13 protein-coding genes are annotated in these 17,680 nt (G+C 54.4%); all 13 read right to left on the minus strand.

From position 1 onward, the window contains the following. Positions 1 to 72: 72 nt before the first annotated feature. A complete protein-coding gene (pnp, locus tag TMES_RS00355; protein WP_085578368.1) occupies positions 73 to 2,196 on the minus strand; it encodes a polyribonucleotide nucleotidyltransferase in 2,124 nt (707 codons plus the stop codon). Positions 2,197 to 2,410: 214 nt separating this feature from the next. After that, positions 2,411 to 2,680 carry a 30S ribosomal protein S15 gene (gene rpsO / locus TMES_RS00360; RefSeq protein WP_085578370.1) on the minus strand — a complete coding sequence of 90 codons (270 nt, stop codon included), beginning with the start codon at positions 2,678 to 2,680 and terminating at the stop codon, positions 2,411 to 2,413. 17 nt (positions 2,681 to 2,697) lie between these two features. Further along, on the minus strand, positions 2,698 to 3,624 hold the full coding sequence (truB, locus tag TMES_RS00365) for a tRNA pseudouridine(55) synthase TruB (protein WP_085578372.1): 927 nt from the start codon (positions 3,622 to 3,624) through the stop codon (positions 2,698 to 2,700). Then, positions 3,624 to 4,070, minus strand: coding sequence for a 30S ribosome-binding factor RbfA (gene rbfA, locus TMES_RS00370; protein WP_085578374.1), 447 nt, complete (start codon positions 4,068 to 4,070; stop codon positions 3,624 to 3,626). The genes truB and rbfA overlap by 1 nt, the downstream gene beginning before the upstream one ends. Positions 4,071 to 4,088: 18 nt before the next feature. Beyond that, positions 4,089 to 6,851 carry a translation initiation factor IF-2 gene (gene infB, locus TMES_RS00375; protein ID WP_085578376.1) on the minus strand — a complete coding sequence of 921 codons (2,763 nt, stop codon included), beginning with the start codon at positions 6,849 to 6,851 and terminating at the stop codon, positions 4,089 to 4,091. Positions 6,852 to 6,931: 80 nt separating this feature from the next. Then, complete coding sequence (locus tag TMES_RS00380) at positions 6,932 to 7,522, minus strand: RNA-binding protein (RefSeq protein WP_085578378.1); 591 nt, start codon at positions 7,520 to 7,522, stop codon at positions 6,932 to 6,934. Positions 7,523 to 7,540: 18 nt separating this feature from the next. Further along, positions 7,541 to 9,100, minus strand: coding sequence for a transcription termination factor NusA (gene nusA / locus TMES_RS00385; protein ID WP_085578380.1), 1,560 nt, complete (start codon positions 9,098 to 9,100; stop codon positions 7,541 to 7,543). Between the two features lie 9 nt (positions 9,101 to 9,109). Then, entirely contained in the window at positions 9,110 to 9,649 is a 540-nt protein-coding gene (gene rimP / locus TMES_RS00390) for a ribosome maturation factor RimP (RefSeq protein WP_085579713.1), read from the minus strand. 164 nt (positions 9,650 to 9,813) lie between these two features. Next, a complete protein-coding gene (locus TMES_RS00395) occupies positions 9,814 to 10,422 on the minus strand; it encodes a biliverdin-producing heme oxygenase (protein ID WP_085578382.1) in 609 nt (202 codons plus the stop codon). A gap of 150 nt (positions 10,423 to 10,572) precedes the next feature. Then, positions 10,573 to 11,952: an HlyD family type I secretion periplasmic adaptor subunit gene (locus tag TMES_RS00400; RefSeq protein ID WP_085578384.1), complete on the minus strand. Its 1,380-nt coding sequence runs from the start codon at positions 11,950 to 11,952 to the stop codon at positions 10,573 to 10,575. Next, positions 11,949 to 13,766, minus strand: coding sequence for a type I secretion system permease/ATPase (locus TMES_RS00405; protein ID WP_085578386.1), 1,818 nt, complete (start codon positions 13,764 to 13,766; stop codon positions 11,949 to 11,951). The genes TMES_RS00400 and TMES_RS00405 overlap by 4 nt, the downstream gene beginning before the upstream one ends. A gap of 132 nt (positions 13,767 to 13,898) precedes the next feature. Continuing rightward, positions 13,899 to 14,633, minus strand: coding sequence for a calcium-binding protein (locus TMES_RS00410; RefSeq protein WP_085578388.1), 735 nt, complete (start codon positions 14,631 to 14,633; stop codon positions 13,899 to 13,901). A 179-nt stretch (positions 14,634 to 14,812) separates the two neighbouring features. Continuing rightward, positions 14,813 to 17,524, minus strand: coding sequence for a TonB-dependent receptor (locus TMES_RS00415; RefSeq protein WP_085578390.1), 2,712 nt, complete (start codon positions 17,522 to 17,524; stop codon positions 14,813 to 14,815). Positions 17,525 to 17,680: the final 156 nt, after the last annotated feature.

The following is a 17,680-nucleotide window of genomic DNA, read 5'->3' on the forward strand; positions in this document are numbered from 1 at the left end:
GTCATCCGAATGCATGTGATGGAGGGGCGGCGGCCTGTTTTTTTTTCGCCGCCCGCTCTCACATACCTTTAATCAGGCTTCAGCAGCGTCAAGGTCCGCGCCGGTTTCCTGATCGACGCGCTTCATCGACAATTTGATCTTGCCGCGGTCATCGAAACCAATGACCTTGACCTTGACCTGATCGCCTTCCTTAACCACATCGGAAACCTGTTTGACACGTTCCTGTGCCAGTTCCGAAATGTGGACAAGGCCGTCACGCGCACCAAAGAAGTTCACGAATGCGCCGAAATCGACAGCCTTAACAACCTTACCATCATAGATATGGTTCAATTCAGGTTCTGCAACAATCGATTTGATCCAATCAACAGCCTGCTTGCCTTTTGCACCATCGGTATGTGCAACAGTGATCGAGCCATCGTCTTCGATATCAACCTTGGCGCCGGTTTCTTCGCAAATTTCACGAATAACCTTGCCGCCAGAACCGATAACGTCACGGATCTTGTCGCGCGGAATGCTGAACTGGGTGATGGTCGGGGCATTACCCGAAACTTCACCACGGGCTTCGGGCAGGGCTTTGGACATTTCGCCAAGAATATGCAAACGACCGTCACGGGCCTGGCCCAAAGCGATCTGCATGATTTCGGCGGTCACCGAAGTGATCTTGATGTCCATCTGCAAGGAAGTAATACCCACTTCGGTACCGGCAACCTTGAAGTCCATGTCACCAAGGTGATCTTCATCACCCATGATGTCAGACAGAACAGCAAAATCGTCGGCTTCCTTGATCAGGCCCATTGCGATACCTGCAACCGGACGCAACAGCGGAACACCACCATCCATCATCGCAAGCGAGGTCGCGCAAACAGTTGCCATCGAGGACGAACCATTTGATTCGGTTACTTCCGAAACGATACGCACGGTATAAGGAAACGCATCCTTGGCCGGCATCAACGGATGAATGGCGCGCCATGCCAGTTTACCATGGCCGATTTCACGACGTCCCGGCGAACCCATACGACCAGCTTCACCAACCGAGTAGGGCGGGAAGTTGTAATGCAGCATGAAGCCTTCACGATATTCACCGTCAAGGGCATCGACAATCTGTTCGTCCTGGCCGGTCCCAAGGGTGGCAACTGCCAGCGCCTGGGTTTCACCACGGGTAAACAAAGCCGAACCATGCGCACGCGGCAGAACCGAAACTTCACCCATGATCGGGCGAACATCAGAACCGGTACGACCATCGATACGCTTGCCGGTTTTAAGGATGGCACCGCGAACAATGTCTTTTTCCAGGTTTTTCAGGATCGTCGAAATTTTGCCTTTAAGGGCATCGGCGATTTCGTCATCAGCCAGCTTGGCAAGGATGTCTGCCTTGGCAGCCGAAACAGCCGCAGAACGGTCCTGTTTGACAACATGGCCATAAGCCGCGGTCAGGCTGTCGGTGCCCAGAGCGGCAATTTTTGCGACCAGCGCATCATAACCATCGGGCAAACCAGCGATATCACGCGGGTCTTTGGCAGCATCTTCAGCCAGATCAATGATCAGGTCGATCACGGACTGGAACTGCTCATGGCCAAATTTAACAGCGCCGAGCATGATTTCTTCCGAAAGCTCTGATGCTTCGGATTCAACCATCATCACGCCTTCGCGTGTACCGGCAACCACCAGGTCCAGGGCCGAGCCCTTAACGGTTTCAGTCGCCGGGTTCAGAACAAATTCGCCATCGTTGTAACCAACGCGTGCCGCACCGATCGGGCCCATGAACGGCAGGCCGGAAATGGTCAGCGCTGCCGAGGCACCAATCATGGCAACGACGTCAGGGTCGTGTTCCATGTCGTGCGACAGAACGGTACAAACGATCTGGGTTTCATTGCGGTACTGCGGATGAAACAGCGGGCGGATCGGACGGTCGATCAGGCGGGAAACCAGGGTTTCCTTTTCTGACGGACGGCCTTCACGCTTGAAAAAACCACCCGGAATTTTACCAGCGGCAAATGCCTTTTCCTGGTAATTCACGGTCAGCGGGAAAAAGTCGATATCCGGGCGCGGCGACTTGGCGCCGACAGCAGTACACAGAACCACGGTTTCACCATAGGTAACCATAACCGCGCCATCTGCCTGACGGGCAACCTTACCGGTTTCAAGAACCAGTTTGGCATCACCCCACTGCATTTCCTTACGGACGACATTAAACATATTACTTCCTTCCAAACCTACTTGCGGACCAAGCAATTGTTACACGAGATCCGAACACATTAATTATGAGGCTTTTAAGTCAAGCGTCATAATTAATGGGTCCGGACACACCGAGCGTGACCAGCCTTTCTGGACGTGCTCTCCCGTCTATCCCGATCCGCGGGACAATAAAAAACGACGGCGGAGGGTAAAACCGCTCCGCCGCACGTCAAAATCAGCGGCGAATACCGAGCGTAGCGATAATCGCTTCATAACGTTCAGTATTTTTGCGCTGCAAGTATTTCAGCAGCCGGCGACGCTGGCCAACCATCATCAAAAGACCACGACGGCTATGGAAGTCGTGCTTGTGCTCTTTCATGTGTTCGGTCAGGTTTTTGATCCGTTCGGTCAGAATAGCAACCTGGACCTCGGGGGAACCGGTATCGCCTTCTTTCTGGCCGAATTCTTTGATCAGGTCGGTTTTACGTTCAGCAGTAATCGACATCAGGCATCCTTTCGCCTTTAAAGATTAAATACACGCACCGGGCGGATCTCGCCGCCATGAATCTCGGCCAACGCAACAGCGCGGTCGTTCAACATGGCACAGACGATTCCGTCCTGGGCGACGGGAGTTCCGAGCTCGCTTCGCTTGGCAACAGCCAACAGCCCGACAGGCTGCCCGCTGGCAAGTCGTTGCGCCTCGACTTCGGTCAGGGCCAGCGCCGGGATGTCGTCCAGCGCGGTCTCGACCGGAAGCAGTTTTTCCATAACCGCCTCGGGGTCCATTTCGAGCAAAGTTTGCAACGGAATGGAATCACCTTCTGCAAAAGGCCCCGCCGACGTACGACGGAGCGCGGAAATGTGGCCGACAGAGCCAAGGCGCAACGCAATATCGCGCGCCAATGACCGCATATATGCTCCTTTGCCCGATATAACATCGAACACGGCATGGTCGCGGTCAGGCATGTCAACCAATCGAAGATCTTTTATCAAAATCGGACGGGCTTTTAACACCACGTCTTCATCGCGGCGGGCAAGATCATAGGCACGTTTGCCATTTACCTTGATCGCCGAAAATTTTGGCGGTACCTGCTGAATTTCACCGGTGAATTCACACAACACAGCCTCGATTTCCTCGCGGGTCGGGCGATGGTCCGAGGTGGCGTTAACGTCGCCCTCGGCATCATCTGTGGTGCGTGATTCCCCGAATTTCAGGGTAACACGATAACTTTTGCTGCCATCCATGACATAGGCGACTGTTTTGGTCGCTTCGCCAAATGCGATAGGCAGAACACCGGTCGCCAGCGGGTCCAAGGTCCCGCCGTGTCCGGCTTTGGCTGCATCAAGCAGACGACGCACCTGATTGACCACAGTAGAAGACGTGATCTCAAGAGGTTTGTCGACGGCAAGCCAGCCGCTTATGATTTTGCCGCGACGCCGACGCGCCATCAGTCGTCCTCTTTATCGTAATCGTCCGCGTCCGTATCAGACGATGCATCATCGTCATCATCGGGCGTCAGGTCTTGTGCGACATGCGGATCGCGCAACAAAGCGCCAATATTATCGGAGATATCAAAACTGGTATCTTCGAGAAACCGCAATACCGGGACGTATTTCACATGCACGCTATTGGCAACATGGCTGCGCAAAACACCCTTCTGACGTTTTAAGGCATCAAGGGTCGGTTTGGCATCACCCCCGCCAAGGGGTGTTACCGAAACCATCGCATTGCGCATATCCGGGCTTAAATCCACCTTGGTCACAGTGACCGGGCGGCGGGTCAGTTCCGGATCGTAAATGTCACCACGTTCAAGGGCGCGCGACAACGCCTGGCGGATTTCCTCCGCCACGCGTAACTGTCGCTGACTTGGTCCTTTGGCAGGTTGCTTCGGCATATCAGTTTCATCGCCTCCTTAAAGCTGGACGGCGATTTCCTCCTGCTCGAAGCACTCGATAACGTCGCCTGCGACAATGTCATTGTATTTCGCAAATGACATCCCGCATTCGTACCCTTCGCGCACATCCTTGACTTCGTCCTTGAAGCGACGGAGCGTCGAAAGTTCGCCGGTATGAATAACCACGTTGTCGCGCAACAACCGAACACCGGCACCGCGTTTGACGGTCCCTTCGGTGATCATGCAGCCTGCAATCTTGTTGCCCGAAATGGTAAAGACTTCGCGGATCTGGGCGTAACCCAGGAATTTTTCGCGAACTTCAGGTGACAGCATACCGCTGAGCATCGCCTTGGTGTCGTCGGCAACATCGTAAATGATCGAATAATAACGAATATCGACATTATCGCGACGGGCCTGGTCACGGGCTTGCTGGTTGGCACGCACGTTAAAGCCAATGATCAGCGCGTTCGACGCACGGGCCAATGTGACGTCGGATTCGTTAATCCCGCCAACACCGCTATGCAAGACGCGAACACTGACTTCGTCGTTGCCCAGTTTCTGCAAGGTGCCGATAAGTGCTTCGACCGACCCCTGCACGTCACCCTTGATAACGACCGGCAATTCCTTGCTGCCGCCATTGGTGGTGAACATGTTTTCAAGCGCCGATTTTTTCATCGCTGCCGCCTGCGTTTCGCGGATGCGACGCTGACGGAAATCAGAAACTTCACGGGCCTTGGCTTCAGTTTCGACAACAACAAAGTCATCACCGGCCGACGGAACACCGTTAAGGCCGTTAACCTCAACGGGCATACCTGGCAGGGCAGTCTGGATACGCACACCATGGTCATCGACCAGGGCACGAACACGACCCCATTCCGGACCGGTGACAAAGATATCACCGGTATTAAGCGTGCCGCGCTGTACCAGAACCGTTGCCACCGGGCCACGGCCCTTTTCCATCCGCGCTTCGACGACAACGCCGTCAGCAACACGGTTGGGGTTGGCTTTAAGGTCCAGAACTTCGGCCTGCAACAGGATGGCTTCTTCCAGATCGGTCAAACCGGTGCCGGCTTTGGCCGAAACCTCGATCGTCTGAACATCGCCGCCCATTTCTTCCACAACAACTTCATATTGCAGAAGGGCAGTTTTAACCTTGTTGGCATCCGCACCCGGCTTGTCCATTTTATTGATCGCAACGATCATGGGGACATTGGCAGCCTTGGCATGGTTGATCGCTTCGATCGTCTGCGGCATGACCGAGTCGTCAGCAGCAACCACCAGAACCACGATGTCGGTAACCTTGGCACCGCGTGAACGCATTTCGGTAAATGCAGCGTGGCCCGGAGTATCGATAAAGGTGATCTTGGAACCGTTTGCCATCGTCACCTGATAGGCACCGATATGCTGGGTAATACCACCGGCTTCACCACTGACAACGTCGGTTTTACGCAACGCATCAAGCAGCGACGTTTTACCATGGTCAACGTGGCCCATTACGGTCACGACTGGCGGACGCGAAATCAGCTGTTCATCGGTGTCATCGGCCACAACCAGGGCTTCTTCAACGTCAGCGTCAGAAACACGCTTCATCTTGTGACCGAATTCTTCAACCACCAGCTGGGCGGTATCAGGGTCAAGGCTCTGGTTAATGGTCGCCATAACGCCCATCGCCATCAATGATTTGATCACATCGGCAGCGCGTTCGGCCATCCGGTTTGCCAGGTCCTGAACGGTAATAACGTCCGGAACGACAACTTCACGAATGATCTTTTCTTTCGGCTTTTGCTGACCCTGGTTACGGGCCCGCGTTTTCGCCTGCTGGCGCTTGATCGATGCCATCGAACGGCGGCGGCCACCTTCATCACCGGTCATCGCGGTGTTGATCGACAACTTGCCACGACGGCGGCTGTTATCATCGGTTTTCGCACGCGCGCCACGGCCGGCCGCTTCGGCTTCTTCAGCCCGCTTGCGTGCAGCAGCTGAACGAACTTCTTCTTCGTCCAGTTCCTTGCGGCTTTTCGGCTTGGAAGCTGAGGGGGCCGAACGACGGCGCTCTTCAGGAACCAGCGGTTCAGCCGGGGCACCAGGCGTAATTTCCTCGACAGCTTTTTTACGGCCTTCGGGTTTCGGACGCGGCTGCAATTTCGCACGCGGTGCCTGGGCATCACGGGCGGGTTCGTCATCAGCGTTTTTGGCTTTGGATGCCGCGGCAGCAGGTGCCTCGGCCTTTTCCTTGGCCAAACGGGCCGCTTCTTCGGCTTCGGCTACCTTGCGTGCAGCTTCTTCCTCGATTTTACGCGCAGCATCCTTGCGTGCCTGTTCGGCAGCAGCAGCTTCTTCCTGCTTGCGACGTTCCTCGGAAGCTTTCAACGCAGCCATACGAACAGCACGTTCGCCCTGGGTCAGGTTACCCTGTTCCTCATGGGCGCGCGGGCGCTGCTGGGCAGGCTTCGGTTTGTGGCGCTGTGCCGGGGCCGGTTTTGAAGGGGCCGATGCCGGTTTTTTAGGGGCCGGTGCCGCCGGGGCCGCTGCTGCGGGTGCAGCAGCAGGTGCTGCCGGAGCGGCATTTTCGCCCTCGACAACATTATCCTTGTTCACTTCGCGGAAGCGGCCGGATTCGTTCTGTTCAAAAGTACGCTTCTTGCGCACCTCCACGGCCACAGATTTGGACCGTCCGTGCGAGAAGCTTTGACGCACCTGCCCAGCCTCGACCGTCTTGCGCAATTCAAGCTTCGATCGATTGAGGCTTAGGGGCTTCTTCTCCTGATCGCTGTCACTCATAATCCGTCCAACTTCCTCATTTCCTGCGGGATCGGTCGCCTGGCGGCCAATCCTGTTCTTCCGTACGGCGCTGCCTGCCTTCAGGCTGCGCGAAATCCTTCAAGCCGCTGTAGTGACCGGCTTAGGCGTTGCGCCAGACCACCTGGCGCAACTGCCGCATGTACTGCGTGATCACGGCCAAAAGCCGCGGCAATCTCGGCAGCATTAAGAACGGAAAAAACCGGAAGATCGGCGGCTTTTGCCGCGATCCGTGCTTTTCCGTCCGCAGCACCGTCACGTGCCGCCAAAATCAGTTCCGCTCCATCATCAATTTGGGCGCGAACTTTCTCAAACCCTGCAACAGCCTGTCCGGCACGACGCGCCAGCGACAGAAGATCGATGCATCTTTGTGACAGCATTGCTTCGATCCTGTCAGCCAGCGCCGGGTCTACCACTACTTTTTGTCGCGCCGCCCGGGCAAAGGCATTTTTTGCACAGGCGGTGTTTACCACATCCCGTGACGGGCACAACCATAATCCCCGTCCGGGTAAGCGTTCATCAAGATCGGGAACGACGCTGTTATCAGGGCCGATCACGAATCTTAAAAGGTCTTCTTTCTCCCGGACCTCGCCGGTGACAATGCACCGGCGTTCCGGAATTTCTCGTTCCTTGCCGCCTTTACGATGCGACATGGTCCCCTCCGATCAGCGTCAGGCGTCTTCGCCTTCGGCCCCGGCTTCGCCGGTTTCTTCTTCCAGGTCATCAAACCAACCCAGACGACGGCGGGCTTCCATGATCATATCGTTCGCCTGATCAAGGGTAATGGTTTCAGTCGGTCCGGCAAATTCAATCAGTTCGTCGCTGGCCAGATCGGCAAAATCTTCAAGATTTTTAACGCCATTCTCACCAAGCTGCACGGCAACTGCCAAGGAAATTCCCGGAAATTCAATCAGGTCATCAGCAACGCCAAGTTCACCCCGACGGGTCTGAAGACGTTCGGCTTCTTCTGCAAGATAGCCGCGCGCACGTCCCCGAAGTTCTTCGGCAAGCTCTTCTCCGAACCCTTCGATTTCTGCCAGTTCGGCCAAAGGCACGTAACCAACTTCCTCAATCGAGGTGAAACCTTCTGCGACAAGGAGATGGGCGATAACTTCATCGACATCAAGGGCCTTGATGAACATTTCTGCCCGCTTGCGTGATTCTTCCTGACGACGTTCGCTTTCGTCTTCCTCGGTCAGGATATCAATATCCCACCCGGTCAACTGCGATGCAAGCCGTACATTCTGACCACGACGGCCGATTGCGAGGCTTAGCTGGTCATCAGGAACAACCACTTCAATGCGATTCGATTCTTCATCAATCACAACCTTGGTCACCTCGGCCGGAGCCAAAGCATTCACAACAAAGGTTGCCGGGTCTTCAGACCACTGAATGATATCGATTTTTTCGCCCTGCAATTCAGCAACAACGGCCTGAACACGCGAACCGCGCATACCGACACAAGCGCCAACCGGATCAATCGAGCTGTCCGAAGACTGCACCGAAATTTTAGCACGCGAGCCAGGGTCACGCGCAACCGATTTAATTTCGATAATGTTGTCGTAAATTTCCGGCACTTCCTGGGCAAAAAGCTTTGCCATGAAGGTCGGATGGGTGCGTGACAGAAAAATCTGCGGGCCACGCTGTTCACGACGAACATCCAGAATCAGGGCACGAACACGGTCGCCCTGACGCATGGTTTCACGCGGGATCAGTTCTTCACGGCGCAAAATGGCTTCGGTCCGGCCCAGATCGACCAGAACATTACCAAATTCAACCCGTTTGACAGCCCCGTTGACCACTTCGCCCATACGGTCCTGATATTCGTTATACTGACGTTCACGTTCAGCATCACGAACCTTCTGGACAATAACCTGCTTTGCCGTTTGTGCGGCAATACGGCCAAAATCAATCGGCGGCAGCGGATCAATCAGAAATTCGCCAAGTTCGACATTCTCGTCACGAATACGAGCCTGTTCCAGTGACATCTGGGTAAAATCGTTTTCGATGTCATCAGTGACTTCAATAAAGCGCGCCAGCCGGATTTCGCCGGTTTTACGGTCGATATGAGCACGAATGTCATGTTCATGGCCATAACGAGAGCGACCAGCCTTTTGAATGGCCTGCTCCATCGCACCAAGAACCTCGTCACGATCAATGCCTTTTTCGCGGGCGACAGCGTCAGCGACCTGCAAAAGCTCCGGCCGCGGCATTCCCGAAGTTGCTTCCATATCCAACCTCTATTCTGCGTTGTCGTCAGACCGGCGCTGGCCGGTGACATGCGCGATCAATTCATCCGTCAGCACGAGTTTCGCCTTGGCGATATCGGCTAACGGCAACACTTCACGTTCGCCATCCACTATCAGGGCGACCGCATCGTCTTCGAGTCCATCCAGCTTTCCGCTGAAACGGCGGCGACCGGCAACAGCCACCACCAATTCGACCTTGGCGTCAAAACCGCGCCAAATCTCAAAATCCTTGCGTCGGGTCAGCGGCCGGTCAATGCCAGGCGAGCTGACTTCAAGATGATAAGCTCCGGAAATGGGGTCATCCACGTCAAGCAGCGCTGAAACAGTACGACTGATTTCAACACAGCTCTCAACGGTGATGCTGCCGTTTCCTTCGGGGCGATCCGCCATAATCTGCAGGATCTGGCTGTCTTTGCCCATCATGGACACACGTACCAGTTCAAACCCCAATGCCTCTATCGACGGCGCAATAATTTCTGCGATCCGCGACAAGAGCGGGTCTCTCAACTGCTGTCCGATCAGTTCAGCCATATAAGATGCCATACCCCAGAATGCACAAAAGAGCGGGCCGAGGCCCACTCTTTGTTACGTTTTACAAAAAGCTTGCGCGCTTTATAACGCCAGTTTCCCCAGAAATCAAGTGACGATCCTGTCTGTAAACCGCATTCAGCCAAGGGATAGGCCGCGCAAACCCCTTATGCCGCCACCTTGCGATCCATGATCAGAAGATTGTGAAAAAAGTCGAACGCATCATGTGCGCCTTGCCGAAGAACAATTTCGTCATCAGGATTTAACACAAGCCCATTGAGTTGCTGAACAAATTGCCGCCAATGCTTGCCACGACCGTCATCATGGGCCCCCAAATGGCGCGCGCCAAACCCGTCATCAAGGCCAAGTTTAACCGCCGCTTTTAATAAAAATGCCGCCCCAAGGTTTGATCCCTCGCAGACATAAAGCCAGCCCAGTCGTGCCGGACCACTATGCGGGGCTGCGATCGCCCCGGGATCGCGGGGCAAGGGCAGGCCAAGATCACCAAGATCGGCACAAACGCTGTCAAACCGGCTGCGGTCTGACAGGCCGGGGATCAGGGCGTTAAGGTCATCGGCATGGTAAAGCGGCTTCATCACCGCATGAAAGCAATATTGCAAGCCCAGAAACCGGCCATAATTGTCGCGATTGTCAAACGGCTTCATCGCCATGACCATATCGTCAATCTGCTGATGATCGTCGCGGGTGTTTGCTTTTATGCGTTCCAACCGGGTCGGTTGGTCCTGCGTTAAACGCGTGGCCGTATCCGTTGTCATGGTGAGCACCCTTTATCTGGTCCTGAAAATACTGTCGCGGCGGCACATTTCTGTGCCCCTTTGTTATCCATTACGAGCCAGCGGGCGAAATATCTGATCCGAAGTGCGAATTAATCTGCCCCCCCACAACGCCAGCTTTCCGTCGCCGTGTTATTCTTCGCGAAAGGCGCGGGCGAACTGGTCTAGCAACGGTTTGGCAAAATAGCTCAGCGCTGTGCGTTCGCCCGTGGCAATAAAGGTTTCCACCGGCATGCCGGGAATTAACGGGTGATCGCCCAGACGTGAAAGCTCGCCTTGCGTAATATGCATCCGCACCGGATAAAAACTTTCCCCCGTCACCTCGTCGCGCGACAAATCAGCCGCGACAAAATCTACCGTTCCCGCCAGTTCCGGGGTGGTGCGGCGGTTAAAGGCGGTAAAGCGCAACATCGCCTTTTGCCCGGGGTGGATCTGATCCACATCCTGCGGGCGGGTGCGCGCTTCAATCACCAGCGCATCCTGATCGGGCACAATCCCCATAATCTTTTCGCCCGCGCCAATCACACCACCTTCGCTATGCACCTGCATCTGATAAATGGTGCCATCATAGGGCGCACGAATATCGGTACGGCGCAACTGATCGACCAGCGCAATCTGTTTTTGTTTCAACTCGGCCAACTGGCTGTCGGTATCGGCAAGGTCGGTCAGCACGTCGGTCTGGCGGTCGCGTTCGAGCTGCAATATCGCCATTTGCGTTTCGGCAATTTGCATTTGCGCCGCGGCAATTTCGGCACTGAGTTCGCCGCGCTGGCCTTCAAGGCTGGCTTTTTCACGGCGCAATGCCGCCACACGGGTAATCGGCACCAGTTGCTTGGCAAACAGCATTTCCAGCCCGGTAAGCTCGTCTATAATATGGCGATGCTGTTCAACATTGGCGGTTTTTTGCGCTTCCAAACCGCCAATACGTTCATGCAACTGGCTGCGCTTTTGCTCCAGCTGCTGTTTTTCGCCCATCAGGCTGGTCTGGCGGGCGTTAAACAAACGGATTTGCGCATGAACCAGGGCGGCAATATCGGGTTGATCGGCCCGTGTCGCCAAAATTTGCGGCACAACGGGTGCAATCGCATCATCGCGTTCGGCAACCAGGCGCATTTCGGTCGCACTTAACGCGTCAATCTGGCTTTCAACAATGCCAAGGCTGGCACGCGCCTGTGTTGCATCAAGGCGCACCAGCATATCGCCCGCATGAACGCGGTCACCATCACGGACAAAAATTTTACCGACAATGCCGCCATCGGGATGCTGCACCACCTTGGCATTGCTTTCGACCACCATCTTGCCACTGGCTACCACCGCGCCCGACAAACTGGCAAAGCTCAGCCAGCCCGCCATACCGCCAAACAACACCAGAACCGTGACTGCGCCAAACACGATATGACGACGCAAGGAATTCAGCGCCAGGCTGCTACTATTATTAGTGTCGGCATCCCGGTCGGGGGCTGGCAAAACAGAATTTGCTGCCACCGCAATAGTTTGCAACGGGTTAATCATGCGCTTTCTCCGACCTGGCGCAGGGTTTTGCGCAAAATATCGTCCCGCGATCCCAGCGCAACCTGCTGCCCACCCTGAATAACCATCGCCCGGTTCACACAGGCAAGGATATTGGGCCGATGGGCGATCATAACCACAATCGCCCCGCGTTCACGCAGGCCGACAACGGCCTTTAACAACGCCTGCTCGCCATCAACATCAAGGCTGGCATTGGGCTCATCAAGAACCACCAAAAACGGATCATTAAACAGCGCCCGGGCCAAACCAATGCGCTGGCGCTGCCCGCCCGATAGCACCACCCCGCCGGGGCCAATTTGCGTATCATACCCGCCGGGCAGGGACTGGATCAGGTCGTGGACTCCGGCCTGCTTTGCCGCTGCAATCACTTTTTGCGCATCAGGCCTGGCATGAAGGCGGGCAATATTGCGCGCGACCGTATCATCAAAAAGTTCCACATCTTGCGGCAAATACCCCACATGCTGCCCCAGATCATCGCGCGACCAATGCGAAAGCTCGGCTCCGTCAAGGCGAATGCTGCCTTGCGCACAATGCCCAATACCAACCAGGGCACGGGCGAATGTCGATTTTCCCGACCCGCTGGGGCCAATCACCCCCAGGCCATCGCCCGCACGCAATTCAAGCTGGGCAATTTTTAACAAGGTGCGTCCCGATGCCGGTCTGCTCGCTGGCCGGTTGGGATGGCCCGCTGCCCGATGGGGCATGGTTTGCACCACCAGCGACTGCACCGTCAGGTTCTGGTGCGGGGCCGGCAGCACCAGCCGGGGCGAGGATGCAGATGATGCCCGCGACGAGGACGTGCCCGCACCATCTGCATCCAGCAACCGGCGCAAACGGGCATAGGCTTGGCGGGCGGCCACAAAACCGCGCCAGTTGCCAATCGCCTGTTCCACCGGCGACAGGGCGCGGGCGGTTAATATCGATGCCGCCACCATTGCTCCGGGCGAAACTTCCTGCAAAATCGCCAGATAGGCACCAAGGGCCAATACGCCAGACTGCATCGCCAGACGGATGACCTTGATATAGGCCGAAAAAGTCGATGTAACGTCGCCCGCCGTGGTGTTGGTTTGCAAATAACGATCATTGATCATGGCCCAGCGCCCGGCAAAGGCCGGGACCATGCCCATGGCGCGCAAAACCTCGGCATTGCGCCGCCCGGCATCAAGCAAGGCTGTGCGCCGCACCGCCTGCCCGTTCATGCGCGATACATGGCGGCGCGACAGCATTTCGCTGATCAATGTCAGAATCACCAAAACCAGCCCACCGGTGAATGCCAGCATCCCCAGCCACGGATGGAGCAAAAACACGATGCCCAAAAACAACGGCATCCACGGCAAATCACATATTGCTACCGGCCCGGCACTGCCCAGAAACTGGCGGATCTGGTCGAGATCATTGATAGGGCGGGCATCGGACCCGGGTTGATCAAGCGGCAGCGACACCGCACTGCGCAGCACCACCGGCCCGGTTTGTTCATCCACCCGCCAGCCCATGCGCACCAGCATCCGGGCGCGCAGGGCATCGACCGTACCCAAAAACAGATAAAGCCCCAGCACCAGCCCGGTAAGTGCCAGCAATGTCGGCACACTGCGGCTGGCCAAAACCCGGTCATAAACCTGAAGCATAAAAAGCGGCCCGGTCAGCATCAGGATGTTGGACACACCACTTAAGGCGGCAACAATGCCAAACACCTTGCGCAACGATGCCATAACACCGCGAAGCGAGGTGGGGGACGCTGAGGACGGGGAGGGCGATGAATTGGATGAATACGCAGAAGCACTGGCACGCCACAGCATGACTATTGGTTATCCGCTGGTTTATCGCTAGAATAAGGTGGGTGCCGCATTGTGTGAGAATGCTGCGGCACCCGGAATAAGACCATGCGCCCGTTCCGCGATTAGCCCTCTTGGAACGGGCCGTCTTTTGCCTTAGACAAAATCGTTCTGGTCAATGTCGGCAAAATCAACGCCGGTCAGGGTCACGGTACCATTGGCATGCGTGATCAGGGCATTGCCTGCACCATCATCGGCGATGGTGACATCGTTATAATCAAGATCCAGCAAGTCGCTGCCATCCTGGAAATCACTGACAGTATCGTCACCAAAGCTGGCGCTGGCATCAAATTCAAACACGTCCGCACCGCCATTGCCGGTCAAAACGTCGTCGCCAGCCCAGCCCCCAATCACGTCCGCCCCGGCACTGCCGTTAATGGCAACGCCCTGAGCATCAAAAGTACTTTCCAGAGTTGACACATCACCCGTGCGCAATTCAGCAAGGACAGAGTTGGTGTCGGCATCGCCAAGATTCAGGCCGGAAATATCAACCGACGAATCGGTGAATTCAGCAAGCCCTGAACCAGAGTCGAAACCCAGCGTGCTACCAAAGGAAACATCATCAAGATTGCCACCAACGGTATGGTCGGACATATCATATTCGAACATGCCGGTTCCGGTTGTTGCCAGAAATGCACCGGTATAGGAACTGCCGGTATCCTGATCTTCAAGCCAGAACTGATTTCCCATTTCTGTCGGTGACGTACCGCCCAGGAACGCCCCGTAATTACCACTTCCACTTGAGAAGTTGCTGTCAAAATCTTCAAGAAAACCATGAAGATCAACACCATTGCCGGAACTGTCTGCGGTTAAGTCAATCGTGATCGTCATTGTACAATTCTCCATTTGCATTTTTGCCCCAACCAACGAGGCAATAATCGATAATGACTATTAATATCACTATGAGTCAAATAAAAAATTATATTAAAATCAGATACTTAACAATCAATAGCATGCAGGGCCGGGATTTCTCCCAGCCTGATACAAGACCTGACAATGACGATTTTAAATTAGAAATTACCGCTTAAAGTCATGATCGCTGTCCGCCCCGGCGCCAAAGTAAGGCCCCCAAGCGCGTCGACATATGCTTCATCCGTCACGTTATTAACTGCAAATCTGAATTTGAGATTCCGATTAAGCTCGTACGAACTGTACAGATCGTATGTGCGATAGCGGAGGATACTTTGTGCGTCATCACCCGAAGTTCCTGTAATATTGTCTTCCGGATATACAAATGTCGCCCGTACGCCCAGTATCAGATCCTGATCAAACAGACGTACACCGCTATCGAGCGTATATTTTCGTTTGGGCAATGTATAAACGGTCATTAACCCGCCTGCCTTACCCCAGCTAGCAGGTAACCCATTTCCATTAGTCGGAGAAGACGGCAAAGCGACCAAAGGATGAATAACAGGATCGTAATTTCCTTCGAGGTCAGTATCGGTGAATGACATTGCCCCGGAAATGTAGAATTTCTCGGCGTCATATCCCAATTCCAGTTCAGTGCCGGAAATGTAAACCGGATCCTCCAAATTCACATAAGACTCCGCCTGTGCTGCAAGCGTCCAACCCAAAATCGGTGGGCCAAAAGATTGGGGTGTCGGCTGCGCAACAGCTGCCGAGACAATATAATTGTCAATTTTTGTCCGATAATGAGAGAGCTTTGCCCGGAATCCATCGTTCTTTGTCAACACATCATCAAATTTCAAATTGACGCCGAACTCGGTCGTGAACGATTCCTCAGGTTCAAGATCAGGATTTGCATAAAATGGAACGGGTACGCCAGCAACATGCCGCCCCTTGACCATGCCCTCCATAATTGTCGGAGGCCGAAAAGCCTGACGATAGGCACCAAAAAACTGAATTCCATTGAGAGGTGACAGCCCCAGACTTACAGAAGGGGAAATCTTATGTCCGGAAAGGTCAATGTCGAGCGGCGTCCCCCCGTCTTCGCACTTATTGGCCGCGTTATATTGTTCGCACCAATAGGAATCGCCGTCGAGCTGGAAACGGTCATATCTTATCCCTCCTTTAAACTGGACCAAATCACCCCAATCAAACGTTCCATCTAAAAAAGCCCCTTGAACGTCGCGTTGGCCACTTGGCGTCGACCCTTCAAGTTCAAACCCTTCCCCATTACCTCCAAGGCCCAGCGTTTCCGACCGGGTTTTGGTTTTGTCCTGGAAAGTTTCAACCCCGTAATCAAGGCTGAAGATACTGTCCTGTGTCATCAGTTCATCAAGATAAAATGAACTTTTATTAGCCGCATCAAATCCATAGGTATCTATCTTGTATTTAGTATTAAACGCATCAGTCGTAACACTGCCACTAGACGAGTAACGTGCGGGCCGAAATTGTTTATTCTCGGTCTGCGTCCACCAAAGACCGGTTTTCAAATCAATCAGGTCTGTATCCGGGTTCCAGGAATGTTTTGCCGTTACCGTATGAGAAGTCGCTTCATCAAAGTCGTTGTACTGGGCGTCTTCGCCAGTCGCTTTGCCAAACTTTGTCGTAAAGCCGACATAACCAAGATTTAATTCCTGATCTTCTGACAGGGCGAGATTTGCTTTCAACAGGCCGGAGGATTGCCGTTGACCTGTATATTGCTGATTTTGGCCATTCGCTTCAACGAGGTCGTCCGAATTATCGATATACAATCCCGGATTATTCTTTCCGCCCTTATATTCGCCAACCAGCTTTCGACTAAAGGCCGCTGCAACATCCAATTTCGGCGAGATCCTGGCAGCAATGGCTGCATCACCAGCAAAACTATATGCGTTGGTCCCACGCGACAAATTGACTTTCCCGCCGACATTTTCGTCTGCATCAAGGATATCGTCAGTATTCAGGGTCCGCATGGTTACAATCCCCCCGGATGTTCCGGCTCCGCCAACGCCAGACATGTCGCTTTTTTCAACAGTAACATCCGCAAGTAATGCGGTATCAACATACATTCTGTTGACGACACCGTGACCTGACTGACTGAAGTTCTGGCGCGCGCCATCAATGTTCATATTAACCCGCCCCTGATCTTGCTGCCCGCGCACGTTTACAGACAATCCCGGCTGCTGCCTATTACCCGCAACATCAACACCTGTTATCGAGTTAAAAATATCCGATGCATCCCGACCCGGCGTTTTGCGCATATTTTCCTGGCTGATGACCGAGACCGAACCCGGCGTCTCATAAACCCAGTCGGGATTGCCCTCATATCCAATATTGTCGCTCGCTCGGGAAATGATCGTGATGGGGGCGGTTGTAACGTTACTTGAAGACGGATCGGTTCTTGCAGCAACAATGGAAACGGTTTTACCATCAAGGGGCTGCCAGCTCAGATCACTTCCGGCAAGCATCAGATCAAGCGCGCCAGTTGCCGTCATTTCACCTTTAACAGCAGCGATGACATGACTGGCAGGCAAAGTGCCATCCACCACCACATCAATCCCGGAAATCTGCGAATATTTGACCAGTGCTGATGCCAGCTTTTCTGCCGGAATATCAAAATAGTAAGTTCGGCCTAAATCTGCACTTTGTGCCAGTTCAACCGCTGTGGCTGTCATGCCGTCACCGCGCGACCCCGCCAGCACAGGTGCTGGCACCATGGCCAGCAAACATCCCGATAAAGCCGTTGCCACAATCGCGGTTGAAGAAAACTGTTTTTTCCGGCGCACGCTCTTTACCCCGGGTAAAGACAGCACGGCTCCGGCCCCCACAAAATCCATTCTCATTGTCTCCCAAGCACATCATGCAAATGCATCGCATTATCGCGATCTACTCAGTAAGACGGGTCAGTACGAGGAATATCCGACGGGATTATCATTTTTTGCGAATAATTTTTATTATCATCAAAAATATCGGGCCAGAACCTTCATTCGCAC

The sequence above is a fragment of the Thalassospira mesophila genome (assembly GCF_002115755.1).
Lineage (GTDB): Bacteria > Pseudomonadota > Alphaproteobacteria > Rhodospirillales > Thalassospiraceae > Thalassospira > Thalassospira mesophila.

Excerpts from the sequence above, each read along its gene's own strand:
- pnp (WP_085578368.1), bottom strand. The coding sequence starts at position 2,196 with ATGTTTAATGTCGTCCGTAAGGAAATGCAGTGGGGTGATGCCAAACTG.
- rpsO (WP_085578370.1), bottom strand. The coding sequence starts at position 2,680 with ATGTCGATTACTGCTGAACGTAAAACCGACCTGATCAAAGAATTCGGC.
- truB (WP_085578372.1), bottom strand. The coding sequence starts at position 3,624 with ATGGCGCGTCGGCGTCGCGGCAAAATCATAAGCGGCTGGCTTGCCGTC.
- rbfA (WP_085578374.1), bottom strand. The coding sequence starts at position 4,070 with ATGCCGAAGCAACCTGCCAAAGGACCAAGTCAGCGACAGTTACGCGTG.
- infB (WP_085578376.1), bottom strand. The coding sequence starts at position 6,851 with ATGAGTGACAGCGATCAGGAGAAGAAGCCCCTAAGCCTCAATCGATCG.
- TMES_RS00380 (WP_085578378.1), bottom strand. The coding sequence starts at position 7,522 with ATGTCGCATCGTAAAGGCGGCAAGGAACGAGAAATTCCGGAACGCCGG.
- nusA (WP_085578380.1), bottom strand. The coding sequence starts at position 9,100 with ATGGAAGCAACTTCGGGAATGCCGCGGCCGGAGCTTTTGCAGGTCGCT.
- rimP (WP_085579713.1), bottom strand. The coding sequence starts at position 9,649 with ATGGCTGAACTGATCGGACAGCAGTTGAGAGACCCGCTCTTGTCGCGG.
- TMES_RS00395 (WP_085578382.1), bottom strand. The coding sequence starts at position 10,422 with ATGACAACGGATACGGCCACGCGTTTAACGCAGGACCAACCGACCCGG.
- TMES_RS00400 (WP_085578384.1), bottom strand. The coding sequence starts at position 11,952 with ATGATTAACCCGTTGCAAACTATTGCGGTGGCAGCAAATTCTGTTTTG.
- TMES_RS00405 (WP_085578386.1), bottom strand. The coding sequence starts at position 13,766 with ATGCTGTGGCGTGCCAGTGCTTCTGCGTATTCATCCAATTCATCGCCC.
- TMES_RS00410 (WP_085578388.1), bottom strand. The coding sequence starts at position 14,633 with ATGACGATCACGATTGACTTAACCGCAGACAGTTCCGGCAATGGTGTT.
- TMES_RS00415 (WP_085578390.1), bottom strand. The coding sequence starts at position 17,524 with ATGGATTTTGTGGGGGCCGGAGCCGTGCTGTCTTTACCCGGGGTAAAG.